The sequence below is a fragment of the Klebsiella planticola genome (assembly GCF_000783935.2).
Classification (GTDB): domain Bacteria; phylum Pseudomonadota; class Gammaproteobacteria; order Enterobacterales; family Enterobacteriaceae; genus Klebsiella; species Klebsiella planticola.
This window is the reverse complement of the sequence record NZ_CP026047.1, coordinates 2,409,703-2,426,392: the sequence shown is the minus strand read 5'-3', so window position 1 is coordinate 2,426,392 and position 16,690 is coordinate 2,409,703. Positions and strand designations below refer to the sequence as shown.

Annotated in this window: 17 protein-coding genes; 10 read left to right on the top strand and 7 right to left on the bottom strand. The window is 56.7% G+C overall.

Annotation, left to right across the window (positions count from 1 at the left end):
- The first annotated feature begins 574 nt into the window (after nucleotides 1-574).
- Nucleotides 575-1,120, top strand: a complete 546-nt coding sequence (locus MC50_RS11730; RefSeq protein ID WP_032689621.1) for a YfaZ family outer membrane protein — start codon at nucleotides 575-577, stop codon at nucleotides 1,118-1,120.
- A 67-nt stretch (nucleotides 1,121-1,187) separates the two neighbouring features.
- Here MC50_RS11730 and MC50_RS11725 read toward each other — a convergent pair whose 3' ends face one another.
- Nucleotides 1,188-2,558 (bottom strand): NAD-dependent succinate-semialdehyde dehydrogenase, encoded by a 1,371-nt coding sequence (locus tag MC50_RS11725; RefSeq protein ID WP_102990859.1) that lies wholly within the window; start codon nucleotides 2,556-2,558, stop codon nucleotides 1,188-1,190.
- A 212-nt stretch (nucleotides 2,559-2,770) separates the two neighbouring features.
- On the opposite strand from MC50_RS11725, the gene MC50_RS11720 reads away from it, so the two are divergent.
- Genes MC50_RS11720 through MC50_RS11710 form a run of 3 tightly spaced genes read left to right on the top strand, consistent with a single transcriptional unit; the run spans nucleotide 2,771 to nucleotide 5,574 of the window.
- Nucleotides 2,771-3,586: an AraC family transcriptional regulator gene (locus tag MC50_RS11720; protein ID WP_032698231.1), complete on the top strand. Its 816-nt coding sequence runs from the start codon at nucleotides 2,771-2,773 to the stop codon at nucleotides 3,584-3,586.
- 46 nt (nucleotides 3,587-3,632) lie between these two features.
- Complete coding sequence (locus MC50_RS11715) at nucleotides 3,633-4,298, top strand: LysE family translocator (protein WP_047663954.1); 666 nt, start codon at nucleotides 3,633-3,635, stop codon at nucleotides 4,296-4,298.
- Nucleotides 4,291-5,574, top strand: coding sequence for a DUF445 domain-containing protein (locus MC50_RS11710; RefSeq protein WP_074398969.1), 1,284 nt, complete (start codon nucleotides 4,291-4,293; stop codon nucleotides 5,572-5,574). Before MC50_RS11715 ends, MC50_RS11710 begins: the two co-directional genes overlap by 8 nt.
- 43 nt (nucleotides 5,575-5,617) lie before the next feature.
- Here the strand turns inward: MC50_RS11710 and metC are convergent, their stop codons facing one another.
- Together metC and MC50_RS11700 are read right to left on the bottom strand one after the other, a co-directional pair.
- On the bottom strand, nucleotides 5,618-6,808 hold the full coding sequence (gene metC / locus MC50_RS11705; RefSeq protein WP_032689625.1) for a cystathionine beta-lyase: 1,191 nt from the start codon (nucleotides 6,806-6,808) through the stop codon (nucleotides 5,618-5,620).
- 37 nt (nucleotides 6,809-6,845) lie between these two features.
- Entirely contained in the window at nucleotides 6,846-8,078 is a 1,233-nt protein-coding gene (locus tag MC50_RS11700) for a dicarboxylate/amino acid:cation symporter (protein WP_047663951.1), read from the bottom strand.
- Nucleotides 8,079-8,302: 224 nt separating this feature from the next.
- Here MC50_RS11700 and MC50_RS11695 point away from each other — a divergent pair, with 224 nt between their 5' ends.
- From MC50_RS11695 to MC50_RS11675, 5 genes are all read left to right on the top strand, one after another.
- Nucleotides 8,303-9,229, top strand: coding sequence for a LysR family transcriptional regulator (locus tag MC50_RS11695; protein WP_032697909.1), 927 nt, complete (start codon nucleotides 8,303-8,305; stop codon nucleotides 9,227-9,229).
- 51 nt (nucleotides 9,230-9,280) lie between these two features.
- Complete coding sequence (locus MC50_RS11690) at nucleotides 9,281-9,520, top strand: DUF2164 domain-containing protein (protein WP_032689628.1); 240 nt, start codon at nucleotides 9,281-9,283, stop codon at nucleotides 9,518-9,520.
- A 96-nt stretch (nucleotides 9,521-9,616) separates the two neighbouring features.
- Entirely contained in the window at nucleotides 9,617-10,768 is a 1,152-nt protein-coding gene (locus MC50_RS11685; RefSeq protein ID WP_032689629.1) for a double-cubane-cluster-containing anaerobic reductase, read from the top strand.
- 9 nt (nucleotides 10,769-10,777) lie between these two features.
- A complete protein-coding gene (gene yjiL, locus MC50_RS11680; RefSeq protein ID WP_046853134.1) occupies nucleotides 10,778-11,545 on the top strand; it encodes a putative 2-hydroxyacyl-CoA dehydratase activator YjiL in 768 nt (255 codons plus the stop codon).
- Entirely contained in the window at nucleotides 11,542-11,796 is a 255-nt protein-coding gene (locus tag MC50_RS11675; RefSeq protein WP_032697907.1) for a DUF3343 domain-containing protein, read from the top strand. The genes yjiL and MC50_RS11675 overlap by 4 nt, the downstream gene beginning before the upstream one ends.
- Nucleotides 11,797-12,011: 215 nt before the next feature.
- Here MC50_RS11675 and MC50_RS11670 read toward each other — a convergent pair whose 3' ends face one another.
- The 4 genes from MC50_RS11670 to MC50_RS11655 all read right to left on the bottom strand — a co-directional run bounded on the left by MC50_RS11670 (nucleotide 12,012) and on the right by MC50_RS11655 (nucleotide 15,060).
- Nucleotides 12,012-13,076 (bottom strand): DUF2955 domain-containing protein, encoded by a 1,065-nt coding sequence (locus MC50_RS11670; RefSeq protein ID WP_032689632.1) that lies wholly within the window; start codon nucleotides 13,074-13,076, stop codon nucleotides 12,012-12,014.
- The gene (locus MC50_RS11665; protein WP_032689633.1) at nucleotides 13,066-14,133 is read right to left on the bottom strand and encodes an HlyD family secretion protein; all 1,068 of its coding nucleotides are present in this window, start codon (nucleotides 14,131-14,133) and stop codon (nucleotides 13,066-13,068) included. Before MC50_RS11665 ends, MC50_RS11670 begins: the two co-directional genes overlap by 11 nt.
- A gap of 6 nt (nucleotides 14,134-14,139) precedes the next feature.
- Nucleotides 14,140-14,604 (bottom strand): MarR family winged helix-turn-helix transcriptional regulator, encoded by a 465-nt coding sequence (locus tag MC50_RS11660; protein WP_047663950.1) that lies wholly within the window; start codon nucleotides 14,602-14,604, stop codon nucleotides 14,140-14,142.
- A gap of 291 nt (nucleotides 14,605-14,895) precedes the next feature.
- The gene (locus MC50_RS11655) at nucleotides 14,896-15,060 is read right to left on the bottom strand and encodes a DUF1127 domain-containing protein (RefSeq protein ID WP_064497381.1); all 165 of its coding nucleotides are present in this window, start codon (nucleotides 15,058-15,060) and stop codon (nucleotides 14,896-14,898) included.
- Nucleotides 15,061-15,237: 177 nt separating this feature from the next.
- On the opposite strand from MC50_RS11655, the gene MC50_RS11650 reads away from it, so the two are divergent.
- Nucleotides 15,238-16,650, top strand: coding sequence for an aminotransferase-like domain-containing protein (locus MC50_RS11650; RefSeq protein WP_032697905.1), 1,413 nt, complete (start codon nucleotides 15,238-15,240; stop codon nucleotides 16,648-16,650).
- Nucleotides 16,651-16,690: the final 40 nt, after the last annotated feature.

Genomic DNA, 16,690 nt, shown 5'->3' with positions numbered 1-16,690 from the left:
AGCCGCTCCTGGCCATTATGGATTCCGCAAAAGGTCGTCGGAAGGCTATATTGACAAGAAATGCCCACCAGAAGATATATTCGTTCTCAACGATTTTATTTTAATTCAAAAAAAATCAGTTAAATTCATTAAACATTACAGAACTGTCGCTCCGCTTTTCTGCGTATCACACGGTAATACGCTGATCGAAAACGGGGTGAGCATAATCTTCCCCCGACTCAGCAATACCGCGTTGAATATGAACGACCGCCCGCTCAATTCATCAGCAAAAATGTAAATTAAAATTTTTATTGGTAACAATTGAAATACTTTCAAGAATAATCACAGAGGTAGACTATTTTCTCTGCAACTCATTTTCCCCGTTTGTTCAATTCAGGTTTAGCCAAACAGCTAAACTGACCCTAAACGATAAAACGTTAATGATTGACGCCGCGACAAAGAAACTAATTCACAACATCTGCAGATGTATTTCAATAACAAACCCAGAATAAAAAATCGAAAATAGTCATATTTGCAGTTGTAAAAATCGTTTGATAGGGTATCCGCAGATTAGTTTTACGACGAGGCATCTACTATGAAAAAGCTCAATATCCTTATCCTTTCTGCGCTAACCGCGGTTTCTGGCTCCGCAATGGCGATGGGCTTTACCGTCGAGCAGGGTAAAAACTTTACCAACCTTAATATGGAACTGGGTAAATCCTCCTCCGGCCTTTATGCCGAAAGCAACTGGCTGAAAAATACCGATGACGGTACCCAGACCGGCGGCGTTGGCGCAGGTTATAACCTGGAAGTTGGCCCGGTGATGCTCAATGCCGGCGCGAAAGCCATCTACCTTGGGCCGAAAAAAGGCGATAACGGCGTGGCGTTCCCCATCGGCGGCGGCGTTAACGTTGCGCTGACCGACAGCATCCACGTCTTCGGCGAAGGTTATGCCGCGCCGGAAGGCCTGAATAACAGCGTGAAAAACTACGTTGAAGCCAACGGCGGCGTGAGCTGGACGCCCATTACCCCGGTGACGCTGAAAGTGGGTTACCGCCATGTCAGCGTTGACGGCAAAGACGGTCGTCCGAACCACACCCTGATTGATGGTGCCTATATTGGCGGTGGGGTCACCTTCTGACCCGCCGGTAAGCGTAAAAAAACCTGCCATCCGGCAGGTTTTTTTATTCACGGCTCACAACGTTCGATTACCGGCGAATCACCACCAGCTTCTGATTCACAAACTCTTTAATCCCCAGATCGGACAGCTCACGGCCAAAGCCAGAGCGCTTCACGCCGCCGAACGGCAGCTCCGGCGCGGTATCGGTTAACCAGTTGATATAGACCATCCCGGTTTCGATCCGCGACGCCATCCGTTTCGCCCGTTCGATATCCTGGCTGAACACGGCGCCCCCCAGACCATAGTGCGAATCGTTCGCCAGCTTCACCGCCTCGTCGTCGTCCTTCACCACGTAGATTTGCGCCACCGGGCCGAAAAACTCTTCAAAGTACGCCGGGTTATCACGGGTAATGCCGGTCAGAATGGTTGGCTCGAAAAAGCTGCCTTCCCGCGGCGCCGGTTTACCGCCCAGATGCACTCTGGCACCGTTTTTCACCGCCTCATCCACCTGTCTGGTCAGCGCTTGCAGCGCATCTTTCGAGGAGAGCGGGCCCAGCGTCGTACTCTCGTCCAGCGGATCGCCGATTTTCACCTGGCGGAAGGCTTCAGTGAACTGGCTCAAGAACTGGTCGGCAATGTTTTCGTGCAGGATAAAACGTTTCGCCGCGGTGCACACCTGGCCGGCGTTGTTGAGTCGCGCCTGTACGCCAGTCTTCACCGCCTTCTCCAGACTGGCATCATCCAGTACCACAAACACATCATTGCCGCCCAGTTCGAGGGTCGCCTTTTTGATGTATTTTGCCGCCTGGGACGCCACCACGCTGCCGGCTTTTTCCGAACCGGTCAGCGCTGCCCCCTGGACGCGATCGTCGGCGATGATTTTCGCCACCTGCTCCTGGGAGATAAAGAGGTTGGTCCACGCCCCTTCGGGCGCTCCCGCCTCACGCACCAGATGGGCGAAGGTCTCTGCACAATGCGGAACGATACTCGCATGTTTGGCGATAACCGGGTTCCCCGCCGCCAGGTTTGGCGCCAGTACCCGCATCAGCTGGTAGTAAGGAAAGTTCCAGGGTTCCACGGCCATCAGCACGCCGACAGGATGGTGTTCAACCCAGGCCTCGCCGATGTCGGAGGGATATTTCACCGGAGCCAGAAACGATTTCGCATTATCGGCATAGTAGCGGGCGATTTGCGCACAGAGCTTCACCTCACCGCGGCTTTGCGCAATCAATTTCCCCATCTCCTGGCTGGCGATTTTCGCCAGCTCGTCAACCCGGCTGTCGATCAGATCCGCCAGCCTGTGCAGAACGGGTAGGCGCCGGTCGATATCCCCCTTCGACCAGGCGGAATGGTAGAGCGCATCCGCCTTCTGCAGCGCCGCTTCGACGTCCGCATCGCTGTGCGCAGCGTACTGTTTAATAAGCTGATTATTTGCAGGATTCACCGTCTGATAAGCCATATCGTATGTCTCCTTGTTATCGCTATTTATGTAGTCATAAAAACTACTCAGGGTATTAAGGGTAGTAGAGATGGCTAATCGCGCGGGTAAAGTTAGGTATATACGGAGGATTCTGGAGAGATATCGCCGCCGATGACGCGAGCGTCGCGCCCGCAGACAGACCCGGACGGGCGTGCTATAAACCCCCTATCCCCTTCGCTAAGGAGTCTTTCGTGAGCCATACGCGCGATATCCTGCAAACCTTCTGGCGCGACGAACAGCTGCCCTGGCTGGAACTGCGCAGCACCCGGCAAAGTCGCCAGTCCTATAAACGGCACCGCCATCCGCAGCTCTCTGTAGGGGCGATTATCGAAGGGGAAACGTGCTGTTTGTGCAACGGCCGGGAATATCTGCTGCGTCCCGGCGATCTGATCATTATCCCCGCTCAAGCGCCGCACAGCTGTAACCCGCGCGATGGCCGGCCGCGCAGCTACCATATGCTGTACCTCGACATGACGTGGTGCCGGCAACGGCTGCCGCTTTTCCCGAGTCAGGCGCAGGTGCACGCGCCGCATCCCGTGATCCGCGATCCTGAGCTTTTCGCACAATATCAGCAGATTGTGGTGCTAATGGAGCAGCAGAAAACGGCAGCGCTCCCCGAACAGGTTGCACAACTGCTGCGGGCGCTCCCGCTATGCCCCGCCCCGCCACTACCGCTGCGCGCTACCAGTTCGCAGCTCTTCCGTCGCCTGGCGGCCGATTTACAGGAACCGCCCACCCTTGATGCGCTGGCCCACGAGTTCGCCCTGCGCAAAGAGACGCTGATTCGCACCTTTAAGCAGGACACTGGCCTGACGCCCGCCAGCTTTATGAATATGGCACGCATCGAATTTGCCAAAACGCGCCTGCGCGCCGGAGATGAAATCGCCGACGTCGGCTACCAGGCCGGATTTGCCGACCAGAGCCATTTCCACAAAACCTTTGTCAGCTACACCGCCGCTACGCCGCGCCAGTACGCGCTAGGCCGATCAATATCAGACAATAATTAGCGCCCCGCTTGCCATAGGCTGATCTCAGGTTCTTTGTGAGGTCGCTATGGACATGTTGACGTCGTTTTTCCCGCCCGCGTTTCCCGCGCTGGCGCTCTCCCACTTCGTTGCCCTGCTTAGCCCGGGGCCAGATTTCTTTTTACTGATGGGCTACGCCATCCGCTATCGCCTGCGCGGCAGCGTCGGCCTGTGCGTCGGTATCGCCGCCGGAAACGGGCTGTACATTGTGCTGGCGATTATCGGCTGGGGGATACTGCGTCAGACGCCGCTGCTGTTTACCGTCGTCGAGCTGTTGGGCGCCGCATATTTGCTGTGGATTGGCAGCCTGCTGCTGAGAAGCCGCCCGACGACGCTGGATGTCCACAACAGCGCCTCGGCTTCACGCCCGTCGCTGGTAAAACAGCTTCTTCTGGGGCTGGGTTCTTCACTGCTCAATCCTAAAAACGCCCTGTTTTATCTGGCGCTGATGACCTCGTTGTTGGGCCCGGACGTCACGCTGGTGCAGCAGGTCGTCAGCGGAGTCTGGATGACCAGTATCGTGCTGCTGTGGGATATCTTGCTGGTGACGATGATCGCCCTCCCGGCGGTGCAGCGTCGCCTTTCCGCCGTAGTCTGGCGCGTTGAGCGGGCGGCGGGCGGCGTACTGATGGCTTTTGGCTGTTGGATTGTGTGGCAGTTTTTGCACGAGTCCGCCGTCAGGCTATATGCTTAAGCCTATGGAAAAAATTGCTGAACTGAAACGCGCCAAACTGCTGGCGCTGTCGCTACTGCTGATTGCGGTCGCCATTTTTATCACCACGCTGCTACTGCCGCCGACGCCGTGGGTCAGCGCGCTCAAGGCTATCTCCGAAGCGGCGATGGTCGGAGCGCTGGCCGACTGGTTCGCGGTGGTGGCACTGTTTCGTCGTATCCCGCTGCCGTTTATCTCCCGACATACGGCGATTATTCCCCGCAATAAGGACAGGATCGCCGATAATCTTGGCTATTTTGTGCAGGAAAAATTTCTCGATACGCCCTCGCTGGTGGCGCTCATCCGTCGCTATGAACCTGCCCTGATGCTCGGCAACTGGTTCAGCCAGCCGGAAAATGCCCGCCGGGTGGGCCACCATCTGCTGCAGGTGATGAGCGGTTTTCTGGAGCTGACCGATGACGCCCGTATTCAGCGCCTGCTGCGCCGGGCGGTACATAAGGCGATTGATAAGGTCGATCTGACGCAGACCAGCGCCATGATGCTGGAGGGATTAACCCGCAACAATCGCCATCAGAAGCTGCTGGACTCGCTCATTACCCAGCTCATTGCATTGCTGCAGCGCGACAGCTCGCGCGCGTTTATTGCCCGTGGCATTGTCCACTGGCTGGAGACCGAGCATCCACTGAAGGCCAAAATTCTGCCCACCGAATGGCTGGGCGAACACAGCGCCGACATGGTGACCGACGCGGTGAATACGCTGCTCGACGAAGTCACCCAGGATCGCAGCCATCAGATCCGCCAGGCGTTCGATCGCGCCACCTTAAAACTGATCGATAACCTGAAAACCGATCCGCTGCTGGCGGAAAAAGCGGAGGGCATCAAGGCCTACCTGAAAAATGATGAGGCCTTTAACCGCTACCTCAGCGAGGTATGGGCCGACCTGCGGGCGTGGATCAAAAACGATGTCACCCGCGACGACTCGCGGATTCAACAGCGGATTGCCGATGCCGGGCAGTGGTTTGGCGAAACGTTGCTCCACGATGACGCGCTGCGCGAGTCGCTAAACGAACACCTGGAGCAGGCGGCCCATCGAGTGGCGCCAGAGTTTGCCGCCTTCCTGACTCGTCATATCAGCGATACGGTCAAAAGCTGGGATGCGCGGGATATGTCGCGGCAAATTGAACTCAATATCGGTAAAGACCTGCAGTTTATCCGCATCAACGGCACCCTGGTCGGCGGCTCTATCGGCCTCGTACTGTGGTTATTCTCGCAGATCCCGGCGCTGTTTGTGCATTAAGCGAGCGCAAAACAGGGCCCCGCACGCTGGCGGGGCCCGGTGTTTAGCCGATGCGGGTAAACCCGGCCTCCAGATCGGCAATCAAATCGCCGACATCCTCCAGCCCGATATGTACCCTGACCAGCGTCCCGCTGAAATCCACCTCGCCAGCTGGACGAATACTGTTCAGCTCTTCCGGCTGGTTAGCCAGAATCAACGACTCGAACCCGCCCCACGAGTAGGCCATATGGAACAGCGAGAAGTTGTCGAGGAACATCGACATTTGCTCATCCGTCAGGCGCTTTTTCAGTACGAAGGAGAACAGGCCCGAGCTGCCGGTGAAATCCCGCTGGAAATATTCATGGCCCGGACACTCTGCTAAAGCCGGATGATTCACCCGCGCCACTTCCGGCCTCGCCGACAGCCAGCGAGCAATGTGGATACTGCTCTCTTGATGCTGTCTGAGGCGTACCGCCAACGTGCGCAGCCCGCGGCTGCCGTTATAGGCGGTATCCGCATCCAGCGTCTGCCCCATCAGATAGGAGTTTTCGCGCAGACGATCCCAGCAGCGGGCGTTGGAGACCGCCGTACCCAGCATGGCGTCGGAATGGCCAATGGTGTACTTGGTGCCTGCCTGAATCGAGATATCCACGCCGTAGTCCAACGCCTTAAACAGCACGCCCGCCGCCCAGGTGTTGTCGATCATGATAACGATCTGCGGATTTACCGCGCGGATCGCGTTGACCATTCCCGGTACATCCTGGACTTCCATGGTGATTGAGCTGGGGGACTCCAGAAAGACCACTTTGGTCTCCGGGCGGATCAACCCGGCAATCCCGGCGCCGATCAGCGGATCGTAATAGGTGGTTTCAACGTTGAATTTGCTGAGGATCTTATTGCAGAAGTCCTGCGTTGGCTCATAGGCCGCGCCGGTCATCAGGATATGGTCGCCGCTTTGCACGAACGCCAGAATCGCATTGGTCACCGCAGCTGCCCCGCACGGATAGAGCGCGCAGCCCGCGCCACCTTCCAGTTCACTCATCGCTTTCTGAAACGCGAAATGAGTGTAGGTCCCGCGACGGCCGTAGAACAGCTCGCCGTTGGCGCGATTGGCGGTAGCAAATTTTTTATCTTTCACCGTCTCAAAGACCAGCGAAGAAGCGCGCTGGATAACCGGGTTTACCGCCCCCTGGGTGTAGCGTTTATCGCGTCCGGCGATAATTAACTGCGTGTCGAGCTTGAGTGAATTCTTCATAACGTCTCCTGTAATATCCTTATATCCGTGCGAAAGCTTATACGGCGGCAGCCGTGGATTTCAGTTCAGCCGGTGCCGGCTTTTTTCCGGCGAAGCGTTCCACAATCTGCGCGGCGTTCAAATCATGAATCACGTTGATCAGGGTAGCCGGGGCATCGGTGATGGTGCCCAGTACCACCAGCATCGGGATCGCCTCCATCGGCAGCCCCAGCGTGGTGACGATAAAAATTTCACCGAGGAATGCGCCACCCGGTACGCCGCCAACGATAATGGCGGAGAGCACGGCGATCAGCATGGTCAGAAAGAAGGTTTCGCTGGTGAACTCCATCCCCAGCACCGAATAGATAAAGACGATCTTCAGCGCGGCGATCATGGCCACACCGCCCTTATTCAGGTTAACCAGCAGCGGAATAGAGACATCGACGATTTCCGGGTTAATGCCCATCGCTTTACCGGCGCGTAGGGTGACGGGCAGCGTCCCTAATGAGGAGCAGGTCCCGAGCGCGGTCGCCGACGGTTCAACCGCATTGCGCCAGAATGCTTTCACCGCCGGCATGCCGCCGCCGATATATGAATAGAGAATCGAACCGAAGATAAAATAGGCCAGCGTGGCAACCATAAACAGGCCGATTGCCCGGGCAAAGGTCAACAGCAGCCCCGAGTCCTGGCTGGCCATCGTCGCGGCGAAATAGCAGCCCAGACCTATCGGCGCGACTTTCATAATGATCGAGACGATCTTCATGATGACGGTATTGGCATCTTCCAGCAGTGAGGCTATGCGTTTACCCGCCTGTTCCGATTGCCCGATGGCCACACCGGCAATAATCGCCATCACGATCAGCGCCAGAATATTGGACTTCGAGAACAGCCCGATAAAATCGCTGGTGGTGATCATGCTGACAAAATCCATCTGCCCGCTGCCCGCCTGCACCGACTGTGACAGATCGATGGTGACCCCCTGCGCCGGGTTGTACCATAAGGCGAGCGCGACGATGCCGGCCGCGGGAATAAAGGCCATCGCAATCGAAACAATGAAGATAATCGCCATAATGCGTCCCAGCCTTTTCAGGTCGGTCATACTGGCGATCGATGACATCACGCTGATGCCCACCAGCGGGACAATAATCATAAATAGCAGGTTAAGGAATATCTGACCTATCGGCTGTAATTTAACCGCCAGTCCTGGGGCGTAAATACCTGTCAGGCCGCCGATCACCAGGGCAATTAATAAAATAATAGAGGATTTGTAGGGTTCGAGTCGTGACCACATAACCGGTACCTTTTAATTAAAATTATATTAAATGAGATTAAATTCACAATTTAATGACTTTCTGCGGTGCCTCCTTTTATTTTGTGATGCAACTCACTTAAGTTGTTATTTTTTCATTTTGCCAGCAAGTTGTTTCCTGTGATTCAATAGTTGCATGTTTCAGATACGAATGTAACGGCTCATTCGTACCGTTTTTGCAAATCACTTGTGAATTTAAGGAAAAAATGAGCACGCCAATTTCACTCAAGCATCTGGAGTTTTTTATCAAAATTGTCGACTGCGGAGGATTATCCGAGGCCGCCGCACAGCTTAACGTCTCGCCTTCTGCGGTCAGTAAAAGCCTCTCGGCAATGGAAGATACGCTGGGCACGACATTAATTAAGCGTACCACCCGCAGTATTACCTTGACCGACGCCGGGCAATATCTATTTAATCGCGCCAATAAGTTACTAAAAGAGTTTGATGATACGTTAAATACCACTTCCGGCTATTATCATAATCCGCAGGGTGAATTACGAATTACCTGCTCCATTGCCTTTGGCTACTCCCGGTTGGTCAACCTGGTGGATAAATATCGTCAGCAGTACCCGGATGTGAATCTGTATATTGATTTGAACGATAATTTCGTCAACCTCAATGAAACCGACTTCGATATCGCTCTGCGTATCTCCACCGCACCGCCGCAAAACTACGCCATGCGCAAACTGGTTTCGATTCGCTGGGCTTATTGTGCGTCACCCGGCTATCTGGCTAAAAAAGGGATGCCGGTGCGGCGCAGCGATCTGGTGAATCATGATTGCCTGGTTTATCCCGGCTTGACGCCGGTGCTGAAGGTGACCGACGAGCACGATCGCCCGCATCAGCTTAAGCTGCACATGCCTATCCAGGCCAACAGCAGCCTGGTGCTGTTAAAATCGGTGCTGGAAGATCAGGGCGTTGCCTACCTGCCGACCTATCTAATCGGCGATCATATTCAGAAAGAGGAGATCACGCCGCTGATCCTCGATGGGACGATCGCCTGCGAGACGCACGCGCTGTATGCGCTCTATTTCCCCAGCAAATACAGCAATCCTAAAGTACGATCGTTTATCGATTTCCTGGTGGCAGAACTCGGCCCGGTGCCCGCGTGGGATAGCTGGATCCCCAGCTAACCTTATCTCCTCTGCCTTTTGATGCATTCAGAGCCCATTTAAGGAGCAAAAATGGCTGACATTACCCTGACTCCCGGCGAACGCGATCTGCTTCGCGAAAAGCTATGCGCATACTGCGAACAGAATTTTGACCTTGAACTGGAGCAGTTTGACGCCGAGTTCTTTGTCGATTTTATCGCGAAAGAGCTCGGCCCTATGTTCTATAACGCCGGGATTGAGGAGGCGATCCGCACCCACGTGGCTTACAGCGAGCGCATTCAGGAAGAGATGGATTTGAAGAAGGTCTACTAACGCCGCGGGATGCGTGGAAGATCAACAAACACACATAAATAACAGGGCTATAATGGCGACTCTTTCATCATCTCCCGTGTACGGGGAAGGAAAATCATGTCGCTCATCACCGATCTACCCGCCATCTTCGACCAATTCTCGGAAGCTCGTCAGCAGGGTTTTCTCACCGTCATGGACCTTAAAGAACAGAATGTGCCGCTAGTCGGCACCTACTGTACCTTTATGCCACAGGAGATAGCCATGGCGGCGGGCGCTGTCGTCGTCTCGCTGTGTTCCACCTCCGATGAGACCATTGAAGAGGCGGAGAAAGACCTGCCGCGCAACCTCTGCCCGCTGATTAAAAGCAGCTATGGCTTCGGCAAAACCGATAAATGCCCCTACTTTTACTTCTCTGACCTGGTGGTCGGCGAAACCACCTGCGATGGCAAAAAAAAGATGTACGAATACATGGCCGAGTTCAAGGCGGTACACGTGATGCAGCTACCGAACAGCGCCAGCGACGCCGCCTCCCGGGCGCTGTGGAAAGCGGAGATCAAGCGCCTGCAGCAGGTGATTGAAACGCGTTTCGCTACGCCAATCAGCGAGGCGGCGCTGCGCGAAGCCATCGTGTTGAAAAATCGCGAACGCCGGGCGCTGGCCAATTTCTATCGCCTCGGGCAGTTAAATCCACCGGCGCTCAGCGGCGGCGACATTCTGAAAGTGGTTTACGGCGCGACCTTCCGCTTCGACAAAACTGCGCTGATTGATGAACTCAACGCGATGGCAGAACGTATCCATCAGCAATGGCGCGAAGGTCAACGACTGGAGGCCCGCCCGCGTATTCTGATCACCGGCTGCCCAATCGGCGGTGCGGCGGAAAAAGTGGTCCGCGCCATCGAAGACAACGGCGGCTGGGTAGTGGGTTATGAGAACTGCACCGGCGCGAAAGCTACCGAGCACTGTGTGGCGGAAGACGGCGACGTCTACGACGCCTTAACCGATAAATATCTCGCTATTGGCTGCTCCTGCATTTCGCCCAACGATCGGCGCCTGCAGCTGCTAAGCCAGATGGTCGAGGAGTATCAGGCCGATGGCGTGGTCGACGTCATCCTGCAGGCCTGCCATACCTATGCCGTTGAATCGCTGGCGATTAAGCGCCACGTACGTCAGCGACACGACATCCCCTATATCGCGATTGAAACCGACTATTCGACGGCAGACCTCGGCCAGCTCAGTACCCGCGTCGCCGCATTTATCGAAATGTTGTAAGGAGCGCGCGTGATCTACACGGTAGGCATTGACTCCGGCTCCACCGCGACAAAAGGTATCCTGCTGGCAGACGGCGTCATTGCACGCCGTTTCCTCTGCCCGACCCCCTTTCGCCCCGCCGACGCCATCAATGACGCCTGGGAGACGCTGCGCGCAGGCCTCGCGGAAACGCCCTTTTTAACCCTCACCGGCTATGGTCGCCAACTGGTCGATTTTGCCGATAAACAGGTGACGGAGATTTCCTGTCACGGGCTCGGCGCACGTCTGCTGGCGCCGGAAACCCGCACGGTGATTGATATCGGCGGCCAGGACAGCAAAGTCATCCAGCTGGATGCGCAGGGCAACCTCAGCGACTTTCTGATGAATGACAAATGCGCGGCCGGCACCGGTCGCTTTCTGGAGGTGATTTCGCGAACCCTCGGCGCCAGCGTCGAGCAGCTGGACGCCATTACCGAAGGCGTTGAAGCGCACGCCATCACCAGCATGTGCACGGTATTCGCCGAATCGGAAGTGATCAGCCTGCGTTCAGCCGGGGTCGCGCCGGAGGCGATTCTGGCCGGGGTGATCAACGCTATGGCCCGGCGCAGCGCGAACTTTATCGGCCGCTTATCCGCGCAGGGGCCATTGCTGTTTACCGGCGGCGTCAGCCACTGCGCGACGTTCGCCGCGATGCTGGAGCGTCACCTCGGCCTGGCGGTGCACAGGCACCCGGACGCCCAGTTTGCCGGCGCCATCGGCGCGGCGCTGATCGGCCAACGCTTGAGGCGGCGAGGATGACGGCATATCTGTTTTTATTTCATTCGACGGTAGGGGTGGTACGGATGCGCAAAGCCCTGCAGGCGGCGGGATTACCCTTTCAGGTCAAGGACATTCCACGTCAGCTGCGCGGCGGCTGCGGGCTGTGCATTTATCTGCACTGTCTGCCGGGAGAAGAACAGAAGTGGGTTATCCCCGGCCAAACGGAAGCCATATTTCGCGTTGCCGGGGATGATTACCAGCTGCTGGCTAACTTTCCGCAGCAGGCATAAGGGCTATCCCTGCCAGGGCGTCAATCATCGCCTGGCGGCGCTTCGCTTGCGCGGGCCTACAGCCGATCGCGGACCGCCCAGCCCCGGTCTTGTTTGCAGGCCGGGTAAGGCGCCAGCCGCCACCCGGCATAACGCGCGCGCAGTGGCCATAGCGATCGCCCATGGGATCCCTATCAATCCCCCGATCGCCAGCAGAGCGCGTTGGCGGCCTGAAGCTATTCCGTGATGACGAACCGCGTCGGCGCAAAGCAGTTCAGAATCCGGTGCACAAGGAAAACCAGCGTCAGCGTAACGATAAGCGAGGCGGTCACCGAGGTAATACGGTACAGATCGCTGAAGATCAGATCCTGGTCCGGGTGCAGGTTCTGGCCGAACATGATCCCGATGGTGGTGATGCTGGCGAAGCCCACCCCGGCGCCAACCTTTTCCATCACGTGCAGGCGGGCGCTAAAGGCCAGACCCAGGCCAATCAGCGGCATCATCAATACCATATGGTTGCTGAAATCGTAGATAAGCAGCTGCACCACCAGAATATACAGGCAGGACAACACCACCCCCGCGACACGCCACACCGAGCTTATCACCGCGCCGCGATAGTGCATCGGGAACAGGATCAGGATCCCCGCCATCAGCGCCGAAAGAGAGTCACTGAGATCGCAGATCTGGAAGACCACGAAAATCAGGGTGGCGACGGTGCCGGAGAGCAGCGATTCATGGCGCACCCTGGCGGCGTCTTTCTCGATTCGCGGCGGCGGCTTACGCGGTTCGACGTCCGGAATCAGGTAATTCATTAACGCGCTGAGCGCCACCGCCATCACACAGGCTTCCATATTAGAGAACAGCAGCGTGTGCCAGTTGCTGGTGGGATAGCTCATAAAGTTGAGCATCGTGCTCTGACAGACCACCCCCATCGACCCCAGCAGAAACAGCGGCCCCTGGCTCATGAAGCGAAAACGCATCACGTAGAGGCCAAAAACCACCAGCGTCATCACAATCGGCCATTGCGACAGATAGCCGACGATCAGCACCATTTCAACGCAGTTTACCGCCGCACTGAAGATAAACTGCCTGGCGACATGACGATTAAAAACCGGCACCAGCGACAGCAGCATCAGCGGATAGACCACAAAGAAGACGCCGTACTGCACATCGTAGAAGGTCGAGATACTCAGCGCTATCATCCCGGCAAAGGCGATCCGCAGCGTCTGACGAAAGTCATTCGCCGTGTAAACGATATTACCGTGCGGGGTAAAAACGCGAGCCAGCGTATTAATAGACATAGTGCAGCAGGCTCACCAGATGGATCTGCAGGCCGGCAAAGGTGCGGGCAAACGGACCCTCGCTGTTATAGAGCTGAACCGTGGCACGGGCGCCGGTCGGCAGCGGTTTGTCCAGCGGTTCATCAAGAGCGACGTGGATCCGCATCCGCTGGGCATCGCGCACCCAGCGGGTAGACTGCTCCGGCTGCGATAGCTGGCCGTTAACCTCTTCCTGGCCGGCTAAAATCCCGGCGTCGCTGCTGGTCACGTGCGCCGGAAAGACTTTCCCCGGCAGGGCATCGAAGACCACCGCGGCATCGGTATTCACCCCGGTGTGGCGCAGGCTCTTCTCACGAAAATCAGCGACAATATCGGTATGGTTGCTGACCAGCGCCAGCAGCGGCGTGGCGGCAGTGGCATACAGACCCGGATTGAGCTGCAGGTTGCTCACCATCCCGTCCGTTTCGGCGTAGACTTTGCTCCAGCCAAGGTTGAGCTGCGCCTCTTCCAGCGCGTTGCGGTATTTTTGCAGCGTCACGTTACGGTTATCGTCGCGCTCCCCGCGCTGTATCAGCAGATTCTGGATACTGGCATTCAGCGCGCTGACCGACTGTTCGCTGGTCTGCCAGGTGGTGCGCACCTTATCGAGATCCGATTGCGAAACGTTCTGCATGGTGCTCAGGCGCTGATAGCGATCCAGAGTCACTTTATCGTTGCGGGCGGTGAACTGTGCGGTGCGCAGGTTGGCGCGCGCGGCGGCAAGCTGGGCATCAAGCTGCTGATTGCTCAGCTTCGCTTGTTCATAGGCTATCTGCGCGGCCTGGACTTTGTTGATAAACGGCGTCGGATCCAGCTCATAGAGCAGGTCTCCTTTCTTCACCTGGCTATTGTTGTGCACATAGACCTGCGACACATAGCCGGAGACGCGCGGTGAAACGGGCGTCACGACCCGCATGACGGTCGAGTCCGGCGTCAGCGGGATCCAGATATCGGCAACGATAAACCAGGCGAATATCGTCAGGAACGCGACAATACTTACCCTTACCCAGCGGGCAAATTTTTGTTCAGGGGTCATCATAGTTTTTTAGATCTTGTTATCTTCTTCGCGGATTGTCCGCAAATTGCAGGCGATGTGATTTAAGGTAGCGCTGAAGGTGGCGAGATCCGCCGCAGGAATGGTCCGGGTGACGCGGGATTGATAGGTCTCAATCACACGGTTCAGATCTTCCAGTATCGACCGGCCTTCCGCCGTCAGCGTCAGCAGGCGTATGCGTTTGTCATATGGCGATGTTGAACGCACCAGATAGCCCTGATTTTCCAGCTGCGTGAGGGTGCGCATCAGCGGCGGCAGTTCAATACCCTGCACCTCCGCCAGCTCGCTGACCGACACGTTGTCCCCCAGCTGATGCAGCTGCATCAGCACCGTCCAGCTTGACTGGGTCAGGCCGGTATTGGTGATAGCAGAGTCGATGGTCGCGCGCCACTGGCGGACCACCATCGCCATCCGCATCCCCATCGGGCGGCGGGCGAACAGTTCGTCTTCGGTCATGTTTCTTTCCTCAGTTAGCTGAGAAGAAAATAATACTTATCAGGGTAAGTATCAAGAAACAGTGGGCGCAGAAGCATTAATTGATAAATATTGTGAATGTAATAATCCTGGCGGACATTTCCCCGCTCGCGCTATCGCTTTCCGGGGCTATGGCATCGTGCGGTTTTGTCGCCCGGACAGCTGTGCAGCACCGCCCCCCGGGAAAACCCCGGCCGCGCGGCGCTTACCGGGGCTATGGACTGGTCGCCCGGATAGCGCGTTTACGCCATCATCCGGGAAAAAACGCATTTTTTAATTGAGCTGATCTCGCCTCAGCCCGACATCCTTGAGCTGTTCATCGCTCATTCGCTGCAAAACCCGTCGCGTTTGCTGCCGTAACCACCATTTTCTTATCATGCGGCCCAGTAATACGAAGCCGATAAACGGCTGTTTTGCCCGGTTCTCGTGAAATTCCATCCTCTACCTCCTCGCCTTGCCAGAGGCTTTATCTTCGCGGATCTGAAGCCCAACAATACAGATGCACAAAATACTTTTCTTTAACATACAGATTGGCTAAAACGGTATCTGCGTGGCTTTTTTTTCATCCATCTGTACTGGTTTATCTATCTGTATGGCGGCAATAAGGGATACAGCATGACGCGTTACCAACATCTGGCCAGTCTGCTGGCAGAACGTATTGAGCAAGGGCTGTATCGCGACGGCGAAAAACTGCCGTCGGTACGCAGCCTGAGTCAGGAGCACGGTGTCAGCATCAGTACCGTGCAGCAGGCCTACCAGACGCTGGAACAGCAGCGGCTGATCACCCCGCAGCCGCGTTCCGGCTATTTTGTCGCCCCGCGTAAAGCCCAGCCGCCGGTACCGCCGATGTCGCGCCCGGTTCAGCGCCCGGTGGAGATCACCCAGTGGGATCAGGTGCTGACCATGCTCGACGCCCGTAACGACAAAACCATCATCCCCTTCGGCGGCGGCTCACCGGACGTCACTCAGCCGAGCCTGAAACCGCTGTGGCGTGAGCTTAGCCGGGTGATTCAGCATAACCTCAACGAGGTGCTGAACTACGACGAGCTGGCCGGGCGCCGAGAACTGAGGGAGCAGATCGCCCGCCTGATGCTGGACGGCGGTTCCGTCGTCACCGCCAACGATCTGGTGATCACCAGCGGTTGTCACAGCGCGCTGTCGCTGGCCCTGCTGTCGGTGTGCCAGCCTGGCGACATCGTCGCGGTGGAGTCGCCGACCTATTACGGCACCATGCAGCTGCTGCGCGGTCTGGGGATCAAAGCCATTGAGATCCCGACCGATCCGGACAGCGGGATCAGTATTGAAGCGCTGGAGCTGGCGCTGGAGCAGTGGCCGATCAAAGGCGTTATCCTCGTGCCTAACTGTAATAATCCGCAGGGTTTTATCATGCCGGACGCCCGCAAACGCGCGGTGCTGACCCTCGCCCAGCGGCACGATATCGTCATTTTCGAAGATGATATTTACGGCGAACTGGCCACCGACTACCCGCGTCCGCGCACCATTCACTCGTGGGATATCGACGGCCGGGTAATGCTGTGTAGCTCGTTTACCAAAACTATCGCTCCAGGCCTGCGTATCGGTTGGATCGCGCCCGGCCGCTACTACGATCGTCTGCTACAGATGAAATACGCCGCCAGCGGGACCAACGTTCCTTCAACCCAGCTGGCCGCCTGTAACTTTATCCGCGAAGGCCACTACCATCGCCACGTGCGGCGGATGCGGCAGATTTATCAGCGGAATATGGAGATCTACACCTGCTGGCTGCGGGAATACTTCCCCTGCGGGATCTGCGTCACCCGACCGAAGGGCGGCTATATGCTGTGGGTTGAGCTCCCCGAGCACGTCGATATGGTCTGCGTCGCAAAGCAGCTGTGCCGCCTGAAAATCCAGGTCGCGCCGGGTTCGCTGTTCTCGGCGTCCGGGAAATACCGCAATTGCGTCAGGATCAACTGCGCCCTGCCGCCGATCGAGAAGCACCGGGAGGTGATGGTGAAGCTGGGAGATGCGGTGAAGGTGGCGATGGAGTGAGTTTTTCACCGTCGCGAACTGGCTTGCCCCCCGGTGGCGC